23 protein-coding genes and 1 riboswitch are annotated in these 22977 nt (G+C 44.1%); of the genes, 2 read left to right on the top strand and 21 right to left on the bottom strand.

What is annotated here, in order from left to right; genetic code table 11:
- Window positions 1–111: 111 nt before the first annotated feature.
- Complete coding sequence (locus tag ACOQOA_RS16700) at window positions 112–360, bottom strand: DUF1127 domain-containing protein (protein ID WP_420549734.1); 249 nt, start codon at window positions 358–360, stop codon at window positions 112–114.
- A 96-nt stretch (window positions 361–456) separates the two neighbouring features.
- Between ACOQOA_RS16700 and ACOQOA_RS16695 the strand changes: the two genes are divergently transcribed.
- Complete coding sequence (locus tag ACOQOA_RS16695) at window positions 457–1902, top strand: PLP-dependent aminotransferase family protein (protein ID WP_420549733.1); 1446 nt, start codon at window positions 457–459, stop codon at window positions 1900–1902.
- Between the two features lie 19 nt (window positions 1903–1921).
- Here the strand turns inward: ACOQOA_RS16695 and glmM are convergent, their stop codons facing one another.
- The 19 genes from glmM to ACOQOA_RS16600 form a co-directional block, all read right to left on the bottom strand.
- Window positions 1922–3262: a phosphoglucosamine mutase gene (glmM, locus tag ACOQOA_RS16690; RefSeq protein WP_420549732.1), complete on the bottom strand. Its 1341-nt coding sequence runs from the start codon at window positions 3260–3262 to the stop codon at window positions 1922–1924.
- 131 nt (window positions 3263–3393) lie between these two features.
- Window positions 3394–5328, bottom strand: a complete 1935-nt coding sequence (gene ftsH, locus ACOQOA_RS16685; protein ID WP_420549731.1) for an ATP-dependent zinc metalloprotease FtsH — start codon at window positions 5326–5328, stop codon at window positions 3394–3396.
- A gap of 143 nt (window positions 5329–5471) precedes the next feature.
- The gene (gene tilS / locus ACOQOA_RS16680) at window positions 5472–6749 is read right to left on the bottom strand and encodes a tRNA lysidine(34) synthetase TilS (RefSeq protein WP_420549730.1); all 1278 of its coding nucleotides are present in this window, start codon (window positions 6747–6749) and stop codon (window positions 5472–5474) included.
- Between the two features lie 56 nt (window positions 6750–6805).
- The gene (ybgF, locus tag ACOQOA_RS16675; protein ID WP_420549729.1) at window positions 6806–7909 is read right to left on the bottom strand and encodes a tol-pal system protein YbgF; all 1104 of its coding nucleotides are present in this window, start codon (window positions 7907–7909) and stop codon (window positions 6806–6808) included.
- Window positions 7910–8078: 169 nt separating this feature from the next.
- Window positions 8079–8618: a peptidoglycan-associated lipoprotein Pal gene (gene pal / locus ACOQOA_RS16670; protein ID WP_420549728.1), complete on the bottom strand. Its 540-nt coding sequence runs from the start codon at window positions 8616–8618 to the stop codon at window positions 8079–8081.
- Window positions 8619–8919: 301 nt separating this feature from the next.
- Complete coding sequence (gene tolB / locus ACOQOA_RS16665; RefSeq protein ID WP_420549727.1) at window positions 8920–10251, bottom strand: Tol-Pal system beta propeller repeat protein TolB; 1332 nt, start codon at window positions 10249–10251, stop codon at window positions 8920–8922.
- A 118-nt stretch (window positions 10252–10369) separates the two neighbouring features.
- Window positions 10370–11287, bottom strand: a complete 918-nt coding sequence (locus ACOQOA_RS16660; RefSeq protein ID WP_420549726.1) for a cell envelope integrity protein TolA — start codon at window positions 11285–11287, stop codon at window positions 10370–10372.
- Between the two features lie 29 nt (window positions 11288–11316).
- A complete protein-coding gene (tolR, locus tag ACOQOA_RS16655; RefSeq protein ID WP_420549725.1) occupies window positions 11317–11763 on the bottom strand; it encodes a protein TolR in 447 nt (148 codons plus the stop codon).
- Between the two features lie 2 nt (window positions 11764–11765).
- Complete coding sequence (gene tolQ, locus ACOQOA_RS16650) at window positions 11766–12488, bottom strand: protein TolQ (protein ID WP_420549724.1); 723 nt, start codon at window positions 12486–12488, stop codon at window positions 11766–11768.
- A gap of 48 nt (window positions 12489–12536) precedes the next feature.
- Window positions 12537–12995, bottom strand: a complete 459-nt coding sequence (gene ybgC, locus ACOQOA_RS16645; protein WP_420549723.1) for a tol-pal system-associated acyl-CoA thioesterase — start codon at window positions 12993–12995, stop codon at window positions 12537–12539.
- On the bottom strand, window positions 12985–14070 hold the full coding sequence (gene ruvB, locus ACOQOA_RS16640; RefSeq protein WP_420549722.1) for a Holliday junction branch migration DNA helicase RuvB: 1086 nt from the start codon (window positions 14068–14070) through the stop codon (window positions 12985–12987). The genes ybgC and ruvB overlap by 11 nt, the downstream gene beginning before the upstream one ends.
- Window positions 14070–14699, bottom strand: a complete 630-nt coding sequence (gene ruvA, locus ACOQOA_RS16635; protein ID WP_420549721.1) for a Holliday junction branch migration protein RuvA — start codon at window positions 14697–14699, stop codon at window positions 14070–14072. Before ruvA ends, ruvB begins: the two co-directional genes overlap by 1 nt.
- Before the next feature lie 138 nt (window positions 14700–14837).
- Window positions 14838–15275, bottom strand: coding sequence for a hypothetical protein (locus ACOQOA_RS16630; protein ID WP_420549720.1), 438 nt, complete (start codon window positions 15273–15275; stop codon window positions 14838–14840).
- 224 nt (window positions 15276–15499) lie between these two features.
- Window positions 15500–16006, bottom strand: a complete 507-nt coding sequence (gene ruvC, locus ACOQOA_RS16625; RefSeq protein ID WP_420549719.1) for a crossover junction endodeoxyribonuclease RuvC — start codon at window positions 16004–16006, stop codon at window positions 15500–15502.
- Window positions 16007–16084: 78 nt separating this feature from the next.
- A complete protein-coding gene (locus ACOQOA_RS16620; RefSeq protein ID WP_420549718.1) occupies window positions 16085–16840 on the bottom strand; it encodes a YebC/PmpR family DNA-binding transcriptional regulator in 756 nt (251 codons plus the stop codon).
- Window positions 16841–17004: 164 nt separating this feature from the next.
- Complete coding sequence (locus ACOQOA_RS16615) at window positions 17005–17826, bottom strand: TIGR00282 family metallophosphoesterase (RefSeq protein WP_420549717.1); 822 nt, start codon at window positions 17824–17826, stop codon at window positions 17005–17007.
- The gene (locus ACOQOA_RS16610; protein WP_420549716.1) at window positions 17823–18401 is read right to left on the bottom strand and encodes a 5-formyltetrahydrofolate cyclo-ligase; all 579 of its coding nucleotides are present in this window, start codon (window positions 18399–18401) and stop codon (window positions 17823–17825) included. Before ACOQOA_RS16610 ends, ACOQOA_RS16615 begins: the two co-directional genes overlap by 4 nt.
- 349 nt (window positions 18402–18750) lie before the next feature.
- Window positions 18751–19167 (bottom strand): GFA family protein, encoded by a 417-nt coding sequence (locus tag ACOQOA_RS16605; protein ID WP_420549715.1) that lies wholly within the window; start codon window positions 19165–19167, stop codon window positions 18751–18753.
- 123 nt (window positions 19168–19290) lie between these two features.
- Window positions 19291–19752: a 6,7-dimethyl-8-ribityllumazine synthase gene (locus tag ACOQOA_RS16600; protein WP_420549714.1), complete on the bottom strand. Its 462-nt coding sequence runs from the start codon at window positions 19750–19752 to the stop codon at window positions 19291–19293.
- A gap of 86 nt (window positions 19753–19838) precedes the next feature.
- Window positions 19839–19995, bottom strand: a riboswitch (FMN riboswitch).
- Window positions 19996–20151: 156 nt separating this feature from the next.
- Here ACOQOA_RS16600 and ACOQOA_RS16595 point away from each other — a divergent pair.
- A complete protein-coding gene (locus ACOQOA_RS16595) occupies window positions 20152–21174 on the top strand; it encodes a hypothetical protein (RefSeq protein ID WP_420549713.1) in 1023 nt (340 codons plus the stop codon).
- Window positions 21175–21273: 99 nt separating this feature from the next.
- Here the strand turns inward: ACOQOA_RS16595 and groL are convergent, their stop codons facing one another.
- The gene (gene groL, locus ACOQOA_RS16590; RefSeq protein ID WP_420549712.1) at window positions 21274–22923 is read right to left on the bottom strand and encodes a chaperonin GroEL; all 1650 of its coding nucleotides are present in this window, start codon (window positions 22921–22923) and stop codon (window positions 21274–21276) included.
- Between the last annotated feature and the right edge of the window lie 54 nt (window positions 22924–22977).

Genomic DNA, 22977 nt, shown 5'->3' with positions numbered 1-22977 from the left:
AAAGGCTGTCAAAGCTTGGGTTCTCTGACAGCCTTTCACCAAAGCATATAGGGGTTATCTCAGGCTTTTCAACAATGTTGCACCATTCTTGAAAGAAATATCCCTATATCTTTATCGCCAGAAAGGTTTGTTGCATTCTTCTACAACATCCCAATGCGATAAACCGACATCCTTCAACAAGTAATTAGGCAACTCTTTAAGTGCGCGTCGCTGCTGCCAGCGTGCAGCTGCAGCTGTTACCTTTGTCCATGTCTTTTCAGTAAAAGACGCGAGGGAAGTGTTGTTCCCGGACTTTGTTGAGCCGAATGTGAATTCTACATTCAAACCAAACATCCCGGGTATGATCCAAATTGTACGCATACAATATCTCCTTATTAAATACCCGAACACTATTGATTTAATGACAATACATACAATAATTGACAAATTGTAACCGTCAATGTATAAATTGTCACCATGACAATACGACAGCCAAGCTGGGCCCCCGACCTGAATCAGTTCAAAGGTCCAAAATACAAAGCCATCGCAGACGCCATGGCCGCAGATATCCTAAACGGGAAGCTTACTGCAGGTGATAAACTTCCACCTCATAGAGAGCTTTCCTGGCATTTAGGTGTGACGGTGGGGACAATCACTCGTGCCTATCAGGAAGCAGAACGTCAGGGTTTGGTCCTTGGAGAAGTAGGACGTGGCACCTTTATAACAGGCGAAACGAAGAGCAGCTCGACTCGCGGCAAGACTTCCGACTTTCCGATTCCTTATAAAAATGCACCTGTACAGGATGATCCAAATGCACCCATACAATTGGATGTTGGATATCCGCCGCCTTGCGGACAAGAGGACGCTCTAATACAGGCGATGCAGACAATTATGCAATCGCCAGATTTGACACGTCTCTTGTCTTATCAAGCAAGTGCTGGCATGCCGGAACAAAGAGAAGTCACAGCACAATGGGCGCGAAATCGCTTTCCACGCGCCTCAAAGAAAAATATTGTCATTACAAATGGAGCGCAACATGCGGTATTTGCGGCTCTCTCTGCTGTTACAAACCCGGGTGATATTGTCGTCGTTGAAGAGCTTAATCATGTTGGTATCAAAAGTATTGCACGTAACTTGAATATTAAATTGCATGGAATCGCCTGTGATGACCACGGCATGATCCCTGAAGCACTAGAACAGTATTGTAAGCATCATCGCGTTGCTGCCTTACAGACAGTATGTACCCCTAATAATCCTACAAATATCAGTATGACACTAAAACGTCGTGAAAGAATCGCTGAAATTTGCATACAATATAATGTAATGATTGTAGAAGATGATATCTTCGCCTGTTTATTGGAAGATCCACTCCCTCCATTAACAGATTTCGCTCCGAATCACGGCATTTACGCGTCCAGTATTTCCAAAATCCTCGCACCGGGCCTGAGAGTGGGTTATGTAAGTGCACCAGAGAGATTAATCCCATCCATTGAGGCAGCGATTCGAGCAACTTCAGGTATGGCCTCCCCCCTCACAGTCGAAGTTTTCTGTGAATGGGTAAGGTCTGGTATAGCCAAAGAATTGGGGATACGCCTTCATACTGAAATGAAAGCACGTCATGAAATATTCAAAAATAGATTTGATCCATTAGGTGCAAATTATCGATTACCTAAATGGGCACTTCACGCGTGGCTTGAAATTCCAGAACCTCATATGGCCGCGGATTTTGTATTCTCAGCGCAAAAGCGTGGCGTTCAAATTTCAACCAGTGGCGCCTTTGTCATCGGTCGAGGTAACGTCCCACAATATGTACGTGTTTGTCTTGGCGCCCCAAGACAACGCGACACTGTGGCTCAAGCCGTAGATATTTTGGCTAATTTATACGCGGAAGGTAGCGCAGGCACAGATCGCAGCTTCTATTAATCAGAAGCTGCTTTTTTTGTTAAGCTTTGGAAATGGCCTCGATAATACTATCGACAACATTTTCTACTAACTGCCCATCATCCCCTTCCGCCATAACACGGATAAGAGGCTCTGTACCTGATTTGCGAATTAGCACGCGCCCGGTATCTCCTAAACGCGCCTCACCTGCCGTAATCGCATCCTTTACGCTGTCAGCTTCAAGCGGCATACCTTTTTCTTCATTGAAGCGAATATTCTTTAGTAATTGTGGTACTGGATCAAAAACACGTCCAACCTCGCTCATTGGTTTTTGAGCTTGAACCAACACAGCTAGCACTTGAAGCGCTGCCAGAATACCGTCACCGGTCGTTGCATGATCCCCAACAACGAGATGGCCAGATTGCTCTCCACCAAGATTACATCCATGGACACGCATATTTTCGACCACATAACGATCCCCCACAGGCGTGCGTAACATACCGATACCTTCTTTACCCAAATAACGCTCAAGACCCAAATTGGACATTACAGTCGCAACTAACGGACCTTTCAAGGCATCGCGTGTATGTAGGAATTTAGCAACAAGCCCCATGAGCTGATCACCATCTAATACACGTCCCTTTTCGTCACAGATAATAAGACGATCAGCATCACCGTCCAAGGCGATACCAAGATGTGCGCCTTTATCAACGACCGTGTCGCACATCTTTTGAGGTTTCGTTGCCCCACACATCGCATTAATATTGGTGCCGTCGGGCTGTACCGAAATCGGAATAACTTCAGCACCTAATTCATAGAATACTGCAGGTGCAACTTTGTAAGCAGCACCATTGGCACAATCTACAACGATACGTAAACCGTCTAAACTTAATCCAGCAGGAAAGCTTTTCTTAACAAATTCAATGTAACGCCCTGGCGCGTCATCAATTCTCTTTGCACGCCCAATGGATTTAGGCTCAGCTAACCCCGCAATAGGGGCATCCATCAAAGCTTCAATTTCAAGTTCTGTCTCATCAGATAGTTTAAACCCGTCCGGGCCAAATAACTTGATCCCATTATCCTCAAATGGATTATGGGATGCTGAAATCATCACACCTAAATCACAACGCATAGATTGTGTTAGCATCGCTACTGCTGGCGTAGGCATTGGGCCTACCTGATAAACATCCATCCCCATCGCAACAAATCCAGAGACAAGGGCTGTTTCTAACATATAGCCAGAAAGACGAGTATCCTTTCCGATAACCACTTTATGCCTGTGATCTCCACGTGTAAATTTCTTACCTGCGGCTAAAGCAAGTCGTAGAACCAAATCAGGTGTTACCGGATGAATATTTGCCGTACCACGAATGCCATCAGTACCAAAATATTTACGTGCCATGAGATCAACTCTCTTAAGTTTTATAATTATTTGTATTTTCGCTGCTTCGCCATATTTCTTCAAGGGCGAAATATAAAGAAAAGGGCCAGCCATAAAGGCCAGCCCTCATCATCTTGATTACAGAGATAATACTATTCTGCAGGATCAGGTGTCGCACCATCCGGTGTATTTCCACCAGCAGGTTTAGAAGAAGACGTTGTCGGTACAGAAGTATGAACTTTCTTCTCACCGCTATCTTGGTCATCATCCTCTGTCGCTTGACGAATTTTATCTCCTTTTATTAAGGCATCAACTTCGTCACGATCCAATGTTTCATATTCCAATAAGCCTTGCGCAATTGCTTCTAGCTCATCTTTATTTTCAGTCAGAATACGAAGCGCTTCGGCCTCACCTTCTTCCACAAAACGACGCACTTCTTCGTCGATCAATTGCGCTGTTGCGTCAGAAACATTTTTCTCTTGTGCTACAGAATGACCTAGGAAAACTTCTTCTTGGTTTGAGCTGTAACGCAAACGGCCTAATTTGTCAGAGAAACCATATTCAGTCACCATGGAACGGGCAATTTTAGTTGCCTGCATGATGTCATTAGAAGCACCAGTCGTAATATTCTCTTTGCCAAAAATCATTTCCTCAGCAACGCGGCCACCAAACATAGATGCCAGCATTGCACGAAGTTCAGTTTCTGACTGGCTCAAACGATCACGTTCCGGCAACCACATGGTCACACCTAATGCACGACCGCGAGGAATGATTGTCACTTTATGTAAAGGTTCATGACCTTTAGCATGCAACATCACCACAGCATGACCCGCTTCATGGTAAGCTGTAAGTTTTTTCTCTTCTTCCGTCATCACCATGGAACGGCGTTCAGCGCCCATCATAACTTTATCTTTTGCGTCTTCAAATTCCTGCATGGAAACAACGCGACGATTACGACGAGCGGCTAATAAAGCGGCTTCATTCACCAAGTTGGCTAAATCCGCACCAGAAAAACCAGGTGTACCACGTGCGATGATTTTTGCATCCACATCTGGCGCCAAAGGTGTTTTCTTCATATGAACCTTAAGAATTTTCTCGCGGCCCATGATATCTGGGTTTGGCACGACAACCTGACGGTCGAAACGTCCTGGACGCAACAATGCAGGGTCTAATACATCAGGACGGTTGGTCGCAGCGATAAGAATAACACCTTCATTCGCTTCAAAACCATCCATCTCAACCAATAGCTGGTTCAATGTCTGTTCACGCTCATCATTACCGCCACCAAGACCAGCACCACGATGACGACCAACAGCATCGATCTCATCAATAAAGATAATGCATGGTGCATTTTTCTTACCTTGTTCAAACATGTCACGAACACGGGAAGCACCCACACCAACGAACATTTCAACAAAGTCGGAACCAGAAATCGTGAAAAACGGCACATTTGCTTCACCTGCAACTGCGCGTGCGGTAAGAGTTTTACCTGTACCCGGAGGGCCTACAAGCAATACACCTTTTGGAATTTTGCCGCCAAGACGTTGGAATTTTTGCGGGTCACGCAAGAACTCAACCACTTCTTCAAGCTCACCTTTAGCTTCTTCGATACCAGCAACATCTTCAAATGTAACGCGGCCCATCTTTTCATTTAGCAACTTAGCTTTGGATTTACCAAACCCCATAGCGCCTTTACCGCCACCTTGCATCTGACGCATGAAGAAAATCCAAACACCAATCAACAATAGCATTGGGAACCAGCCTACGAGAATCTCGAAAAGGATACTTTTCCCTTCAGGTGGTACAGCTTCTACGCGAACCCCTGATTTGGTCAAACGATCAACCAAGAGAGGGTCATGAGGTGCGAATGTTTTGAAAGACTCACCAGTTGAAAAATGACCAGAAATATTCTGACCAGTGATGGTTACATCCTTCACACCGCCTTGTTCAACTTGCGCGATGAAGTCAGAATAAGCAGTCTGTGTGCCGCTATTTTGCGACCCAGAACCTTGAAATACATTAAACAGGAAGACCATCAATAAAATGATGACAATCCAAAGAGCCATATTGCGTCCGAATAAATTCACGATCCAATGCCTTAATTATTTTCGCAATTATTATATCTTACGTCATATCATTTCATCTAGATGACATAAGACAGTTCCCCGAAACTTTGTTGTTGTTTTCATCATACAGGAGGAAAACAGAATTTAAAAGCAAACCGGACCTCTTACATAGTGTCGGAAAGGGCAGTTGAAAAGGTGAAATCGTCAAATTGTGATGGAATATTAAAATGAATCTTAAAATTTGACCAAATTTCATGATTTTCCAACCGATCTTCCTCAAAAAGAGGAAAAAGAGGCCTCACAAAAGTCTCCTCTTTATAAAGCGCAGGAACACCATTTCGAACAAAAGCAGGATAGATACAATCTTTCTTTGTTTTCTTCTGTTCAATGCACCAACTTTTCCACCCAGCATCGCCGATAGGGCGAACTAAGAAACCATGAGGTAGTCCATCAATTTTGAACCGCCCATCCCAGTCATTCCTCTTCGTAGCATCAATTTTGGAGATTTCTCGTCCTATCCATAAAACATCACCACGCGAATGTAATTGGGCACCAAAACAGGTTGCACCATAATCTACCTTATTAAAATTTTGATATACTTGCTCAAGCATCGATAATTCTGGTGGATAAATATGTCCACTAGCCGATGAAATCATAAGAGATAACGCACGAAGAGTAATTGCCTTCGGCAAGTTCATTAAACATGCTTTTTCAACTGTATAGCATCCAACGTCATAGATCTTCATGCTGTCATACAAAGCCTGTTTCGTTGCCCAATCAATCGCATCTTGTGTATCTGCCATAACAGTGGCTGTCTTTGATAACCGATCAGAAGTCAAACCAGCGTCGGATAAAAGCGGTGAAAGCTTTCTAAACTTTACCCGATCAAACTTATCTAACTGGTTACTTGGATCTTCTACCCAATCAAGTTTCAGGTCCCGAAGATAGCTGACAAGTTCTTCTTTCGAACATGATAATAAAGGGCGAAGAATAGTTAACTCTTGCCGCTTCTCTATCTTTTTCATGGCGGATAAACCTGAAGGACCACTTCCTCTTGCCAAGCGCAATAAAAAAGTTTCTGCCTGATCATCCTTGTGATGGCCTAGACATAGATGAGTTACTTGATGGGTTTTACACCAATCCAACATCAGATTATATCTTAGATCACGCGCCCGACTTTGAATATTACCATGGATTGCTGAATTAGGATCAGAGAGAATAAACGACTCTATTCCCAAGCCCTGAAGTCTTGAATGGGTTAAACGTGCTTCATCAGCACTTTCTGAACGCAAACCATGATCAACAATTAAAGCAGTGAGCTGAACTCCATAATTCTGACACCATCTGTGTAACATATGACATAAAGCCATACTGTCGGCGCCACCGGAACAAGCAACAGCAATCTTTTTGAGGCTTTCAGGTTCTTTAAGAACCTGTGACATAAAATGTTGAAACCCTACCTGCTCTAACTTGGACATATGTAGTGCACAATTCCCGCTTATTGTGCAGGACAGTTTTGTGCCTCTTTTCGTTGTTGTGCCTTACGTAAAACAACTTGATTGGCATCAGAATGTTTGGTCAGCAAGATATCATATGTAACGCATGATTGATCAACCTCGCCTAACTGCGCAAGAGACATACCAAGTTTCAAGAGACTATCGGGCGCTTTACGCCCTTTTTCATTATGCTGGTAAGTCGCTGCAAAACTGCTCATCGCTTCACCATATTGCTTGCGAGCATAATGAGTTTCCCCTAACCAATACATAGCATTCCCTACAAGGGAATGGTCTGGATAATGATCAATAAACCCTTTCATCGCACGCTCTGCACCGTCCCAGTCATGTTTTTGAAGTAAACCGTAGGCCGCTTTATACTCTGCTTCTGGCGTATCAAAACGCGGTGTCACCGAAATGACGCCTGAACCTTCTGTTTCTGGTAAGGCCTCCGTTGTCGTAATGGAACCACCAGTTGTCTGCGAAGAATTAGCAAGCTCCCCATCCTGCTGTACTGGCGTATTATTTTGGAAATTCTGAAGTTGTTGTTCTGATAAAGTGCCTAACACACCTTCCTGATTGGAAATTGTAGGGGATGCCGTGGTCGTTGCACCTGTAGAAGAAACAACAGTTGTAGCTTGTCCCACCACAGCAGGATCGTTAGCCGTCGTAACTGCAGCTCCTGTAGTTGCGCCAATTGGAGTTCCACTCTCAAGTGCAGTTAACCGAAAATCAATATCTTCAATTAATTTATCAAGACGATTTTCAATACGACGTGCACGATTATCAAGCACTTCATATTGGCCTGTTAAGTCACGTAAAGACTCTTCCAATTCCAAAATTTTTGCCTGAACTTGACTAACCTGAGCTTTGGTCGGGTTATCCCCGCCACTTAAAAGATCTATTTTTTCAGGATCCTGTCCCTTATAAACTTTAAGCTGTAGATCTTTAATTGCTTGACGCAAACTATTCATCTGATTTTGCATAGCAGCTATTTCATTGGATTGCGCAGCAACAGGTTGAGCGATAACCACGCCACCGGCTACAATCATCGCCATCGCCCCAAATTTAAGCCCAGACGTAAACTTAGCAAAAATCCGTTTTGTCATTCTATTGTTCCTAGTCAGATGAAGATACAGCTATAACTACTGAATAATATATCTTTTTAGCAATACAATACGGCAAGAAAAAGGCTTTTCCTTCTTCATGTTCCATATTTTACAAAAGAAAAAGGCGGACAAAAGCCCGCCTCATTCTAAACTTGCATATCCTAAATTATTAGGAGTTCGCACCACCTACAACACGGGAAACACCGCGACGGTTTTGCGCCCATGCTTCTTTGTTGGAACCTTCAACAGCTGGACGTTCCTTACCGTAAGAGATTGTTGAGATACGATCAGCAGCGACACCCAAACTTGTCAGATATTCTTTTACAGAGTTCGCACGACGCTCACCCAAAGCCAAGTTGTATTCACGTGTACCGCGCTCATCACAATGACCTTCAACCTGGATCATAACTTGTGGGTATTGCAACAACCATGCTGCTTGTTTCGCTAAAGCGGATTGCGCATCGGAAGATAAATCAGAACGGTCATAGTTGAAAAACACACGGTCACCAACATTGACAACAAAGTCAGTTTCAGAACCAGCTACGATTTCATTAAGGTTAGTGCCACCATTAGAACCGTCAGTACCAGCAGCTTGTGTGCTACCACCTGTATTACCGCCTGTGTTACCACCTGCTGATTCTTCTGGAGCTGTTTCACAAGCGGCTACGAGAACCAATGCAGCGAGCAAACTTAGAATTTTAAAGCGCATAAGAGCATCCCCTAAATGCAAAGCCAAACCAATGACTTAGTTATTGTTTAATTGCAGGCTTATTCCTGCGATCTGATACTAATTTCATCTATGAATTCCCCCACAGGAAATCAAGATTAAGCTAAAAGCATCAAGAAAAACCTTCTCTAATATGTAATTAAGCATGGTATTTCAATTATTTCAACCATTCTTAATATCTTTTTAGTAATTTTCACAAAAGAATAACAATTTTTATTTCGCCTATATTTTATTGGCAAATAAATATTAAATTGCAGCTAATTACCAAATAGTATTCTTCTCCTTATGGATTAAGTGGAGACCATGCAGGATCAGACGCATCCCCCGGAGTAATCACTTCACGTAAGTTGTTACCCGTCAAATCAATTGAATACAGGCGTGTCTTACCTTTATCACCACGGTCTTGGCGGAAAAACATCAAGACACGACCATTTGGCGACCATGTAGGGCCCTCATCCAAAAAGGATTGTGACAATAAGCGCTCGCCGGAACCATCCGTACGCATAACACCAATATGGAATTTACCTTGAGTAAACTTAGTAAAAGCGATCAAATCTCCACGAGGTGACCAAACTGGCGTCGAATAACTTCCCTTACCAAAACTAATTCGATGAGCATCAGATCCATCTGCTTTCATAACATAGATTTGAGGGCTACCGCCACGGTCAGCATTATAAGTGATATATTTGCCATCAGGACTAAAGGAAGGAGACGTTTCAATGCCTTTCCCTCTTGTTAATCGCTTGGACTGGCGCGTACGTAAATCCATCAAATAAATATCAGTATTACCATTCGCAGCATAACTCATCACAATGCTGTCCCCATCAGGAGAAAAGCGTGGCGCAAAAGTCATACCTGCAAAATCACCTAACATTTCCTGACGGCCTGTTTGGATATTAAATAAATATACACGTGGGCGATCATTAAAATAGCTTAGGTATGTAATTTCATGACGCTTTGGGGAGAAACGAGGTGTTAATACCAAATCAACACCATCAGTTAAGAACATATGATTTGCACCATCTTGATCCATAATAGCCAAGCGTTTCTTGCGTGACGTTTTCTTACCACTTTCCGCGACATAAACAATTCTGGAATCAAAATAGCCGTTTTCACCTGTTAACTTCTCATAGATCTTATCAGCAATCAGATGAGCCACACGACGCCAATTGCTTTGTTCCGTATTGAAAGCCAATCCGGCAAGACGTTCTTCGGCAAATACATCCCATAAATAATATTTGACCTTCATCATGCCGTCTGGTTCAAGTTCAATACCACCTGTCATCAAAACCTGTGCATTGATAACACGCCAATCGGAATAACGTGGACGTACACCTGCAGAGTCGATCTTTTGAATAAACGCTTTTGAATCTATGGTTCGAAAGATACCGGAACGGTTCAAATCATTTGAAATAACTTCAGACATATCGCGTCCGATTTGGTGTTCAGGGGCTAATTCACCAATAAAGTTTGTAATTGCAATCGGCAATGGATCAACATTCCCTTGCGTAATATCAATATTGACTTCCGCACGGGCCATATTGGACACCATCAGCAAGCCAGAAATCATCACGATCAAATGCCGTGTTTTCACAAACATTGATTTCATAGACATCGATCTCTTTCCCATCTCATTTATTCACGTTTTCTTTTTATACCAGAAATCACTGGATGCCCGTTCTTATAAGGCAAATGTGTCATTTTCCTGACATATTCGAATTTCTTTACCTTTTTTATCCAAACATCTGTTTCGGATCAAAGGTGAAGTTAATAATATTCCACACATCATATTTATCTGCAGGCAGACGTAATGGACTACATTTATAAACAGCCGCTTGCGCACTTCGTTCTGCGGCCCCTTGGAAAGGATTACCACCGCTCCCTTTGATCACCTCCACCGTACGAACGGTTCTATCAGGATTCATGGTAACGCGAAGTTTTACAATCAGATCTTCCGCATTTCTTGCACCAGGCTGGATGGACCAGCAATTTGCAATCTGACGCTTAACGGCATCCAATTCACTGCTAGACAAAAGTTCACTAGCATCGCGAACCTGACGGCGCGGCGTTTGTGTATTCGCTTTTGGCTTTTGCGCATTCTTTAGAATATCCGCTAGTGCCAACTCTTTCTTATCTTCTTTTTTCTCTTCCGGTTCAGGCTTTGGCTGAGGTGTATCCTCAAGCTTCTGTACTGTTTTTAAAACAGAAGCCAAATCATTTTTAGGCTTTTCCGGTTTCTTAGCTTGTTGCGGTTCCTGTGGTTTCGCAGATGGGCGCGGCTGCTTTACGACAGGCGCAGGTTTTGGCTTCGGTTCCGGCTTTTTAGGCTCCGGCTTTTTCACTTCCTCAGGAACGGGTTCGGCTTCTGGTTCCGGTTCAGGTTCAACTTCTGGCTCTGGCTCAGGTTCCGGCGCAGGTGTTGGTGCAGGCGGCAGTGGCGGAGGAGGTGGTGGCGCTTTTTGCTGTGGTACAGGCTTTGGCTCAGGTTTAGGCGCCTCTTCCAATGCGGCTAATTCTTCTTCGCTCACCATTTCCACAAATACAGGAGGCGGCGGCAAATCCAAACTACGATTAAAATCAGGCAAGCCAAAATAAGTGACAAGAAAAATCACTATATGAAAAACTACCGATGCTATGACTGGACCGCGCATGGATGAACTAACCGAATAAAAACACTGAATTAATTTTGACCGGGCAACTTCGCAAGAAGTGCTACCTTTTTGAAACCCGCAGAAGATACAAGTCCCATGACTTCCATCACCTGCCCGTATGGTATCGATTTATCACCACGTACAAAGATGCGGATATCCGGATTATTACCTGTAATCGCCTGAAGTCGAGGCACTAAAGCATCCAGTTCAACAGATGTTTCTTGAATATACAGAAGACCATCCGCATCAATGGAAAGAACCAATGGTTCCTCACTATCGTTAATTTGTGCTGCTTTGGTTTTAGGTAAATCAACAGGTACGCCTACTGTCATCAAAGGTGCTGTCACCATGAAGACAATCAACAATACCAACATAACATCAACAAAAGGTGTCACATTGATTTCTGACATTTGTTGATAGCGTTGTTTGGTGCCATGTCCCCCACGACCTTGACGCCCCATTGTAGAGCCAGCCATGATTATTTCCCTTCATCCAATTGACGAGAAATAATGGCGGAAAATTCACCAGAAAACCCATCCAAACGACCTGCTAATTTGCCAAGATCGCTAGAGATTTTGTTATAAGCAACTGTCGCAGGGATCGCAGCAACCAAACCAAGTGCTGTCGCAAATAACGCCTCCGCAATACCAGGGGCAACAACTGCCAAGCTTGTTTGTTTACTTGCTGCAATCGCAGTAAAACTATTCATAATTCCCCAGACAGTTCCGAATAATCCAACAAAAGTTGCAGAAGACCCAACAGTTGCCAAGAAAGTGAGATGACGCTCCAAACGGCCAATTTCACGAGACAGCGTTACCTGCATCACACGATCAATACGTTCGTATAAATTCACACCGCCATTTGATGCCAATGCACGGTTGGATGCATGACGCCATTCCTTCATTGCCGCAACGAAAATAGAGGACATAGGATCTGCCGGATGAGTGCCAATGCGATCATATAAATCATCCAAAGATCCTCCGGACCAGAAAGCTTCTTCAAACTTGGATGCTTTGCGCGATACTTTGGAAATACGCATGGTTTTATCAATGATAATGGCCCAGCACCAGACAGATGCAACGATCAACATGATCATCACGGTTTTTACAACTATATCCGCTTGCCAAAAAAGATGCATGATTGAAAGTTCATACACTTCTGTATCTGCAACCGCGGCTAAGTTTACTGCTGTTTCTTCCATCTTTCAGACTTCCCTGATTTCGTTTCTATCCAGTTTAGTGACCTTGCCTTAAAGGCCCTGCATTGCATTCAAAATATGCTTTGGTGTCCTTATCGGACGTTTCTCAGTCGAAATAGATGCAATTTTTACTTCTAGTCCAACCAATAATTCTTCTTCACGCATCACTCGTTGATCCATTACAAAGGATGCGCCTTTAATATCTTTCACCCGTGTTTCCACCGTTAACAAGTCATCCAGAACTGCCGGACGGCGAAAATCAACTGTCATACTTCTCACAGCAAAAAGAATATCTTCCTCTTCTACCAGACGGCTTTGGTTATAACCGATGGCCCGAAGTATTTCCGTTCGCCCTCTTTCTGCATAATTTACATAGACACTGTGATACACGATTCCACCTGCATCCGTATCTTCGTAATAAACGCGGATTGGCAGCTTGTGCACTTGACCATCCCATTGCGGCAACAATATGGCGGGATCATAGATTTTTGAGCTATCCTTACTCATCATCCAGTAATCCTAATTGTGCCGTTGTCTTGGTCACATCCGTTGGTGGTTTTCGATCAATATAAGCCCATCCCGTTGGTGTCAGCATGCGCCCTCTTGGGGTGCGCTGTACCAGACCTTGCTGGATCAAAAATGGTTCAACAACTTCTTCCAAAACATCACGTTCATTGGCAAGGGCTGCTGCCAAGGTTTCAACACCGACCGGCCCACCGCCATAATTATCTGCCATGCAGGAAAGATACAGACGGTCCATTTTATCAAGACCACTATTATCCACATCCATACGCAATAAAGCCGCATCTGCTGCTTCTGCATTCACGACTTCATGCCCTGCAACCGCAGAGAAATCACGTACACGGCGCAACAAACGACCAGCCACACGCGGTGTGCCGCGGCTACGTCTTGCCACTTCGCGTGCGCCATCTTCGGCCATATTCATATCCAACAGACGTGCGCCACGACTTACAATCGTTGTCAGCTCATCTTCCGTATAGAAGTTCATATGTAACGGGATACCGAAACGTTCTCTTAATGGTGTTGTGATCAAGCCCGCACGGGTGGTTGCCCCAACCAAAGTAAATGGCGGCAAATCAATTCTGACGGATCGCGCAGCAGGCCCCTCACCAATAATCAAATCCAGTTGAAAATCTTCCATGGCAGGATAGAGAATTTCTTCGACTGCTGGATTAAGACGATGGATTTCATCAATAAACAAAACATCACGCGGCTGCAGATTGGTTAGCAAAGCCGCTAAATCTCCTGCCTTGGCAATTACAGGGCCGGATGTGGCACGGAAACTTACGCCTAGTTCATGTGAAACGATTTGTGCCAATGTGGTTTTACCCAAACCCGGCGGGCCATAAAACAATGTATGGTCCATAGCATCGCCACGTTGACGTGCAGCTTCGATAAAGACTTTAAGATTTTCGCGTACATCTTTCTGACCAATAAAGTCATCCAAGGATGTCGGACGTGTCGAATCTTTATGACCGATCTTATCTGATGACTGCGTTTCTGGGGATACCACGCGGCTATCATCAAATGGCCCATCATCAAACGGAGAGAAGCTATCACTCATTACTGGCTAAGCTCCTTTAAGGCCGCTGGAATTAATGCTTCGACAGTTGCCTCATCGCCCATCGCCTGTGCGGCTTTTACAACAGCTGTATAGGCATCACTACGACCATAGCCAAGATTAACCAGCGCAGACACAGCATCATCCGCAATATTCGCAACGGGTGCCGAAGCCTTGCTTTCTTTGGCCGCAGTTTTCTTATCCGCCAAAGCTGCACCACCAAGAGAGAATTTCGCAACTTTGTCTTTCAGCTCAAGTACAATACGCCCTGCAAGTTTCGGCCCAACACCATTGGCACGGGCAACAGCCGCTTTATCCTGCGCAGCAATCGCTTGCACCAACTCATCTGGTCCAAGTACAGACAGGATCGCAAGACACACACGTGCGCCCACACCTTGAACAGTGGTGAGCAATTTGAACCAATCACGTTCCATCTCATCAATAAAGCCATATAGATGGATGTGATCTTCACGCACATGGGTTTCAATTTCCAAGCGGGTCGCTTCGCCAACGGACGGCATTTGGGATAAAGTACGACGAGAACAGAAGGCCTGATAGCCCACACCATTCACATCCAGAACCACATAATCCTCGGCAATGGTATCCACCAACCCTTTTAGCATGGAAATCACTGTCGTCTTCTCCCGATCTATCCTTTGAAAATGCAAGAAGACCAATGTGCGTGAGTCGCTCCGTATTGTCTACGGATTACTATTAGCAAATTAAGCTGAGTAAATATGCTTAGTTGCAAAGCACTAAACTAAATTTTTCTAAAAGACCGCTTTCTTAACTGAAGTTGTGTAGTATTGATCACTAAGAAGCTTATCCTTAGCACACGCCTGAACCAAGAGAACCATGTTGTCTTTGTCTAAATTCACTTTTCCAGAACTTGGAAATTTGCTGTTATAGGAAACTTGAATATCATCACTTTCTAGAGAAGTTAAAACTAGCGTTCCAAATTCTTGAAGATCATTAGGTGAGGAAATTTTGTAACCGTATATTACATCATAACTAAATAAATATACCTTATGAGGGATATCTTTAAACTTAATGCTTTGTAATGCTAGCTTTTCAAATACTCCCTTACTTTGGTTCGTATCCAAAACGCATTTCTCGAAACTCTCAATATTAGATTGAATCTTAGCTTCGTAAGCAACATAGCTATCTTTAGTTAAAAACATTGCCGCGCATGCAGTTAATAAAAACATAGTGCAAGTCAATAATAGTGTTCTCAATTTATTTCTCTCTTTTAGACATTCAAGCTGAAAAATCTTTGCAATTTCTAACTAAGGGATACATGACAATCCTGAACATACGAACAAGACAAAAAACTTCCTAGTTCATATGGTAAATTGATTACCGTATATCCGCTATTACACTTATACTGGAACAGATACAACACCAATAACCTAAGATTTAAAACAAATGCAACCTATTGCTTTAAAACACTTTTTACGATCGTATCATGAGTCCGATTATGTCCATGACATATTGCAACAGCCAAGGCATCGGCAGCATCTTCACTACGTGGGTTACAGTTCGGTAACAAGGTTCTAACCATTACACCAATCTGATCTTTGGTGGCTGCCCCTGTGCCAACCACAGCTTGCTTCACTGATTTTGCTGAATATTCTGCAACTGGAAGGCCGTATAGGGCTGGTGCAACAAGGACCACGCCACGCGCATGACCGAGCTTTAAGGTCGTGCCCGGGTTTTTATTGAGGAAGGTTTCTTCTACCGCGGCTTCTTGTGGATCGTATCGTTCCAACACCATCATCAACATATCATGTAAGGCTTTTAGACGGTCTGCCATTGTCCAATCGGTCGGCGGACGCGCAGTCCCGCTATCCACATAGGTGATGTGGTTACCTTCCATGTCAATAACCCCCCAACCTGTGTTGCGCAATCCCGGATCAAAACCGATAATTCTGGTTGGCATAGAAACCTCAAAAAAACCTTAAGAATCAAAAAGGGCAGCTCACATCTGCAAGCTGCCCTTTATCCGATATAGGATTCGTTAGCCCGCAGCCAGCTTTTCCATGATTTCATCAGAAATATCGAAATTGGCTGTTACGTTTTGCACGTCATCCAGATCATCCAATACATCCATGAACTTCAACAAGCTTTCCGCTTTATCAGCAGCTTCTACAGGAACAAGATTTTGTGGCTTCCAAGAAAGCTTACATGCTTTTGGATCACCGAATTTCTCACCCAACACACCTGCAACTTCGTGCAAATCTTCTGGCTGGCAAAGGATTTCATGTTCTTCGTCACCTGTTACAACTTCATCTGCGCCCGCTTCCAAAGCTTCTTCAAACATTGTGTCTTCATCTGCAACTTCCGCCGGGAATACAATCTCACCAACGCGATCAAACATAAAGGATACAGAACCTGTTTCCCCCAAGTTACCGCCAGCTTTACTGAAAGCCGCGCGCACATCAGCCGCAGAACGGTTACGGTTATCTGTCATCACGTCAACCAAGACAGCAATGCCGCCCGGACCGTAACCTTCATAGCGAATTTCTTCCATCAAATCCGCTTCGCCACCGCCGGCACCTTTTTGTACCGCACGTTGGATATTGTCTTTAGGCATAGAGTTGGAACGTGCTGTCGCAATCGCCAAACGCAAACGTGCGTTGGAATCCGGATCATCGCCGCCCATTTTCGCTGCGATCATGATCTCTTTGGACAATTTCGCAAATAGACCTGCGCGCTTCTTATCTTGCGCGCCTTTGCGATGCATAATGTTCTTAAACTTGGAATGACCTGCCATAGGTTCGATCCTCACCTTACTTAAAATTCTTCGTCAACGTCGCAAGATATATACTCGCGCGCAAATTCACTGTGGCTGTTTTACTAAATACCAGCCATTTGTCATCTATTTTTTCATGGTGAACACAGAAAAGGCCGAGTTTTCCGCCAGTCCTGAAAAATAAATTAATCTACGATTGGCACAGCGCGATGCAAACGCGGTCCAACACGAACCGATTCACAGCGCGATGCCAAACCAGTTTTGGGATCCGTTTCCACAAAAACACCGCATAAGGTACCATCCCCTTCAGCAGGAGAAAGACGTGGTTTAGGGATTGTGCCTGTATTACGCGCCAGACATTCTTCCTTGCCCATACCAATAATGGAATCATAATCCCCGCACATGCCCGCGTCAGTTTGATAGCCGGTTCCATTTTCAAGGATTTGCGCATCCCCCGTTGGCACATGGGTATGTGTACCAACCACTAGGCTTGCACGTCCGTCACAATAATGACCGCAAGTATATTTTTCAGACGTGGCTTCCGCATGGAAATCCACCAAAACTGCATCCAGCCCATAATCCCCCGGCAAGCCTGGTGGCAATAACCGATCCAAGGCTTCCCATGGATTATCAAGAGGCTCCATAAACAAACGCCCCATGATGTTAATCACAAGGATCGAATGACCAGATGGTGTTTGGTAAACCGCCCCGCCCTTACCCGGTGAGCCTTCGGCAAAATTAGCCGGACGAATGATACGGTCATCACGTTCCATCAAACCAATGACTTCGATCTTGTCCCAAGCATGGTTACCGGATGTGATAGAATCCACACCTGCATCAAACAAATCGTTTGCCGTGCTTTCCGTTAAACCAAATCCATGGGCGGCGTTTTCGCCATTCGCCACAACGAAATCCAGTTTTAATTCGTCACGTAAATCCGGCAAATAATCCTGAACAGCACGACGACCCGCCTTGCCGACAATATCCCCTAGAAACAGAAATCTCATGGTCGTATCACTTCCTTTTCCGTGACCACCATATCCAACGGTTGATCCAGATGGTCATGTGGCACAGCGTCAATTTCTTGCCCAGCATAAGCAACACCAATTGCCACGGTAGATTTTACCTTACGTAATTTTTCAAGGGAGCGATCATAAAAACCACCGCCATAGCCCAAACGGAAACCTTCACGGTCAAATGCCAACATGGGGGATAGAATAATATCCGGCTGTACTTCTTCTGCGCTTGGTGCAGGTGCCATGGTCCCAAAGCTTTCTTTCACCAGTTCATCATCTGGATGCCATTTACGGAAAGTCAAAGGCGCATCAACTGCTTCTACACATGGCAGGGAAATAACCATGCCGAGCTCACGGCATTTTTCCAAAATCGGACGTGTATCAATTTCTGACCCGATCGGTAAAAAACCTGAAATCACAAGACCATCTTTAAACAAGCCAGCTTCTTGTAATTGCGCAAATATCTCAAGAGAGGCAGAACCATCATCTTGTGCGGCAACTTCTTTACGAATTTTGGAAGCCGCTTTGCGGGCTGCTTGTTTAACTTCTGCTAATGGCAAAGACATATTCAATATCCTTATAAAGGCGTTTTCATAGATGCCTTTAAAAATAATCGTGACGTGTCCACCTCTGCCGTGTCCATTTTAAAATCCTCCGGAGCCTGACAAGTCAGGTGGGCACCACGGTAGCCGGACCACGATCCGACCAGAGGCAGTTCCCTAAGGAAAAGTTATAGCCCCCGGGATAGTTGTATGAATTCACGCGTCAGCGCAGATCACGTCGTCCCCTATTTAAGTGCATGACCAGAAAACTGCAAGCCAGTAAGCGTCATATTTTTGTATGTGCCAGAAATATCTCCAGAAAACCACTCGATCATAAAACAGTTTTTGTGAGACGGTTTATGGACTGGCTCAACTAACCAGCACCAAAACTTTCAAGAACTTCTTGTTCTGTCATTTCTTTGGTTTGATTGGCGAAACTGTAATTATCAGGCTTTGAATCTGTAAAGATTTGAGTTCTAAATTCAAATTCTTCATGGCCCTGAAGCGTACCTAAATTGAAATTACAGTAATTATGGGATTTATCTTTAAGACGATAGAACAGGTTTGTCCCGCATTTCTTACAAAATCCACGTTCGGCCCAGTCACTTGATTCATAAAGAGATACATTTTCCTCCCCTTTCAATTCAAGTTCACCTGCGACCTCTACGGTAAAGGAAGGACCACCTCCCCATCCCCGACAGACGGAGCAATGGCAGGCGTCAAAATGCTTATCCTTCACCTCAAATGAAAATTCCACTGCCTTACACAAGCAACTTCCATGCGCCTTCATTTTTACTTCCCCTTTAGCATTTTTTATTTTTAACAATATTTTATTTTTACAACCCAGCCTATATAGATGCCAACAATATTCTTGCAATCAAACGAAAAACGGCTCCCGAAGGAGCCGTTTTCTTTAACCCAATGACCGCATATTGTTGATGGTCATATAAGCAGCATCTGCGGCTTCTTTGCCTTTTTTGGTGAAATGGGCAAAGAAATAATCATGATGATCCTGACCATGATAATGATGTGGGGTCAGGGAAACACTTAAGACTGGAACTTCGGTTTCAAGTTGTACTTGCATCATGCCGGAAATCACAGCATCCGCCACAAATTCATGGCGATAGATACCGCCATCTGTCACAAGTGCGGCAACAACAATAGCTTCGTATTTGCCTGTCTTTGCCAGTTTCTTTGCCAATAATGGTGCTTCATAAGCACCCGGCACATCAAAGACATCAACAGACGCATTATAATCGGTTAATTCATCGATTTTAATTTGGAATGATTTGCGGGCTTCCCCCACAATGTCGCTAAACCATTTAGCTTGGATAAAAGCAATTTTATAAACGCTTTCAGACTTGTTTTCGGACATGGCTTTCTTCCTTATCATGTTGCCAATTACAGAAAACAGGGCGTCATATAGCAAGGTGCCCTATCTAGATGCAGATAGTACTCCTTCCTTTTTCTCTTCCATCCGGACTATGACCGTCGGCTCTGGAATTACACCAGATCTGCTGGACCTTCCCTTATTAAAGGAAGCGCTCGCGGGCTTCTTGAAAACTCCTCTTTTCAAGTTACCGCCGGTGGGGAATTTCACCCCGCCCTGAGAAACAAGCCTAGTATGATCATTTATTCCTTAGCCTCAATTCTAAAATCGACCAGAAATGCAAAAATCACGGCTAATTTTACAACCTATACAATAAAAACTGGAACGAAAATTGCTTAATAAACCCATAGGATATGTATATCGATAAACGGGATTGGCAAAATCATGTATGTTTCAAGCAATGATAACTCGCTCTATAGCTATTTAACTCAACGAAATGAGGTATATAGACCAACCGATGAAGCTTCGAAGCAAAAAGTGCAGCCCGTCACAGAGGTGGAAAAATCTTCCACTCAGACGTCTCAACCACAGGGCAATAGTTACACAGTCGGCAATGATGATACGCCAAACTCTTCTCAACAGGTAAGTTCAACCAAAAAAAATCAAGAAGCAGAAACACTTTTTAATGCTTCTCAGATTGGACAAGAAGATACATCCGATATCAAGCCTAATGCATCAGCCGTGATGGAAACCAGCCATGGTAAGATAACTCTTAATCTAGACGAGTATTTTGCCCCTACTACGTATGGCGGCCCCATTGATATAGATGACATTCCTATTTTGATGCCAAATAAAAGCAATATGCAGGCAATCCGTCAGCATACGGAAGAACGCCTGCAACAGCTTTTGAAATCCAATCATATTCCTGAAGGCCCCTCCCAGATCAGTTATGATAATCAGGGACAAATTCAGCTTCCACAGGATTACCCCTATAAAGAAGAATTTATGAATGCGTTATCTTCTTCGCCGGGATTGGAAAATGAGCTTCATACCCTTGCGGCAATGGCGAGCCATTTTAATGCCTTCCAACAGATAGCTGAAACAGGTTCCACCTCTCAGTTTAATGAGAAGATCACCCTTGATTTCGATGGTGATGGGAATTTAGTCGTCAATGCCAATGGTAAGCCATTAGATTTCAATCAAAAGACTGCAGCTGCAGGTTCTGAAACTGAAGATGGTGCTGATGAAGATGCGGAAGAAAGTAATGAAGCTTCTGCACGCAATTGGTTCCTTGATTATATGCAGAAAACACCAGAAGAACGTTATTTCGAGAGCCTACTCCGTGAACTTGGTATGACACCTGAAGAATATGCAGCTTTAAGTCAGGAAGAAAAACTGGAAGTCGATAAGAAAATCGAAGAACGCATGAAAGAAGATGCAGAAGAGAATACAACAATCTTAACCTAGTTAATTTCTCTTATTACTTAATTACTAAAAAAGGCGGCTCCAATCGGAACCGCCTTTTTTAATTTTTAAGCTGTCGAGCAGTGCTCTGGGCTTGGCTGATTACATCATGCCGCCCATGCCGCCCATGCCGCCCATGCCACCTGGCATTGGAGGCATACCGCCAGCGCCGCCTTCTTCAGGCTTATCAGCAACCATAGCTTCTGTTGTGATCAACAAGGAAGCAACAGATGCAGCGTCTTGCAATGCAGTACGTACAACTTTAACCGGATCGATAACACCGCCAGCAATCAGGTCTGTATATTCACCTGTTTGTGCGTTGTAACCAATTGCTTCGTCGCCTTCCAACAATTTGCCAGCAACAACAGCGCCGTCAACACCCGCGTTTTCAGCGATTTGACGAACTGGCGCTTGCAATGCACGACGAACGATATCAACACCAACTTTTTGATCGTTGTTGTCAACTTCAACAGAGTCCAATTTCTTAGTAGCGAACAACAATGCTGTACCACCACCAGCAACAATGCCTTCTTCAACAGCAGCACGTGTTGCGTTCAATGCATCGTCAACGCGATCTTTACGTTCTTTAACTTCGATCTCTGTTGCGCCGCCAACTTTAACAACTGCGACACCGCCAGCTAGTTTAGCCAAACGTTCTTGCAATTTTTCACGGTCGTAATCAGATGTGCTTTCTTCAGCCAATGCGCGGATTTGACCAACGCGAGCTTGGATAGCGTCTGCTTCGCCGGAACCGTCAACGATTGTTGTCTCTTCTTTAGAGATTTCAACGCGTTTCGCTGTACCCAACATGTCGATTGTTACGTTTTCAAGCTTCATGCCTGTGTCTTCGGAGATAACTTCGCCACCTGTTAGGATCGCGATGTCTTCCAACATAGCTTTACGACGGTCACCGAAACCAGGTGCTTTAACAGCAGCAATTTTCAAACCACCACGTAGTTTGTTCACAACCAATGTTGCCAATGCTTCGCCTTCGATGTCTTCAGCGATGATCAACAATGGACGGGAAGATTGAACTGCAGATTCCAAGATTGGAAGCATTGGTTGTAGAGAAGACAATTTCTTCTCGTGCAACAAGATCAATGGCTCTTCCAAAACAGCTTTCATTTTTTCGCTGTCTGTTACGAAGTATGGAGATAGGTAACCGCGGTCGAACTGCATACCTTCTACAACGTCCAATTCTGTTTCCAAGCCTTTTGCTTCCTCAACAGAGATAACGCCTTCGTTGCCAACTTTTTGCATTGCTTCAGCTAGCATTTCACCAACTTCTGCATCACCGTTAGCGGAGATTGTGCCAACTTGTGCAATTTCTTCGTTGGATGTGATTTTCTTAGCGCGTGCCAACAAGTCACCAACAACAGAATCAGCAGCAGCATCGATGCCGCGCTTCAAGTCCATTGGGTTTAGGCCTGCTGCAACAGCTTTTGCGCCTTCACGGATGATTGCTTGTGCCAAAACTGTCGCGGTTGTTGTACCGTCACCAGCAAGGTCGTTTGTTTTGGAAGCAACTTCACGCACCATTTGTGCGCCCATGTTTTGGAATTTATCTTCCAAATCGATTTCTTTAGCTACAGAAACACCGTCTTTTGTGATGCGTGGTGCACCAAAAGATTTGTCTAGAACAACGTTACGGCCTTTTGGACCCAATGTAACTTTTACAGCGTTTGCTAGGATATCAACACCCTCAAGCATCTTAGTGCGAGCTTCGGTTGAAAATTTAACTTCTTTAGCCATGGAATATACCCCTTTCAGGCAGTGTATTTAAATAAGGCTTGTAAAATAAGCGGT

The sequence above is a fragment of the Curvivirga sp. genome (assembly GCF_965219885.1).
Taxonomy (GTDB): domain Bacteria; phylum Pseudomonadota; class Alphaproteobacteria; order UBA8366; family Aestuariispiraceae; genus Curvivirga.
This window is presented reverse-complemented; position numbering and strand designations above follow the sequence as displayed.

What these genes read in the sequence shown, in the direction of transcription:
- glmM (WP_420549732.1), bottom strand. Translation starts at nt 3,262, where the DNA reads ATGGCACGTAAATATTTTGGTACTGATGGCATTCGTGGTACGGCAAAT.
- ybgC (WP_420549723.1), bottom strand. Translation starts at nt 12,995, where the DNA reads ATGATGAGTAAGGATAGCTCAAAAATCTATGATCCCGCCATATTGTTG.
- tolQ (WP_420549724.1), bottom strand. Translation starts at nt 12,488, where the DNA reads ATGGAAGAAACAGCAGTAAACTTAGCCGCGGTTGCAGATACAGAAGTG.
- ACOQOA_RS16600 (WP_420549714.1), bottom strand. Translation starts at nt 19,752, where the DNA reads ATGTCCGAAAACAAGTCTGAAAGCGTTTATAAAATTGCTTTTATCCAA.
- ACOQOA_RS16695 (WP_420549733.1), top strand. Translation starts at nt 457, where the DNA reads ATGACAATACGACAGCCAAGCTGGGCCCCCGACCTGAATCAGTTCAAA.
- ruvB (WP_420549722.1), bottom strand. Translation starts at nt 14,070, where the DNA reads ATGAGTGATAGCTTCTCTCCGTTTGATGATGGGCCATTTGATGATAGC.
- pal (WP_420549728.1), bottom strand. Translation starts at nt 8,618, where the DNA reads ATGCGCTTTAAAATTCTAAGTTTGCTCGCTGCATTGGTTCTCGTAGCC.
- groL (WP_420549712.1), bottom strand. Translation starts at nt 22,923, where the DNA reads ATGGCTAAAGAAGTTAAATTTTCAACCGAAGCTCGCACTAAGATGCTT.
- ACOQOA_RS16610 (WP_420549716.1), bottom strand. Translation starts at nt 18,401, where the DNA reads ATGTCTTTGCCATTAGCAGAAGTTAAACAAGCAGCCCGCAAAGCGGCT.
- tilS (WP_420549730.1), bottom strand. Translation starts at nt 6,749, where the DNA reads ATGTCACAGGTTCTTAAAGAACCTGAAAGCCTCAAAAAGATTGCTGTT.
- ACOQOA_RS16615 (WP_420549717.1), bottom strand. Translation starts at nt 17,826, where the DNA reads ATGAGATTTCTGTTTCTAGGGGATATTGTCGGCAAGGCGGGTCGTCGT.
- ACOQOA_RS16630 (WP_420549720.1), bottom strand. Translation starts at nt 15,275, where the DNA reads ATGTTTTTATTAACTGCATGCGCGGCAATGTTTTTAACTAAAGATAGC.
- tolR (WP_420549725.1), bottom strand. Translation starts at nt 11,763, where the DNA reads ATGGCTGGCTCTACAATGGGGCGTCAAGGTCGTGGGGGACATGGCACC.
- ACOQOA_RS16700 (WP_420549734.1), bottom strand. Translation starts at nt 360, where the DNA reads ATGCGTACAATTTGGATCATACCCGGGATGTTTGGTTTGAATGTAGAA.
- ACOQOA_RS16605 (WP_420549715.1), bottom strand. Translation starts at nt 19,167, where the DNA reads ATGAAGGCGCATGGAAGTTGCTTGTGTAAGGCAGTGGAATTTTCATTT.
- ybgF (WP_420549729.1), bottom strand. Translation starts at nt 7,909, where the DNA reads ATGACAAAACGGATTTTTGCTAAGTTTACGTCTGGGCTTAAATTTGGG.
- ACOQOA_RS16620 (WP_420549718.1), bottom strand. Translation starts at nt 16,840, where the DNA reads ATGGCAGGTCATTCCAAGTTTAAGAACATTATGCATCGCAAAGGCGCG.
- tolB (WP_420549727.1), bottom strand. Translation starts at nt 10,251, where the DNA reads ATGTCTATGAAATCAATGTTTGTGAAAACACGGCATTTGATCGTGATG.
- ACOQOA_RS16595 (WP_420549713.1), top strand. Translation starts at nt 20,152, where the DNA reads ATGTATGTTTCAAGCAATGATAACTCGCTCTATAGCTATTTAACTCAA.
- ACOQOA_RS16660 (WP_420549726.1), bottom strand. Translation starts at nt 11,287, where the DNA reads ATGCGCGGTCCAGTCATAGCATCGGTAGTTTTTCATATAGTGATTTTT.
- ruvC (WP_420549719.1), bottom strand. Translation starts at nt 16,006, where the DNA reads ATGCCAACCAGAATTATCGGTTTTGATCCGGGATTGCGCAACACAGGT.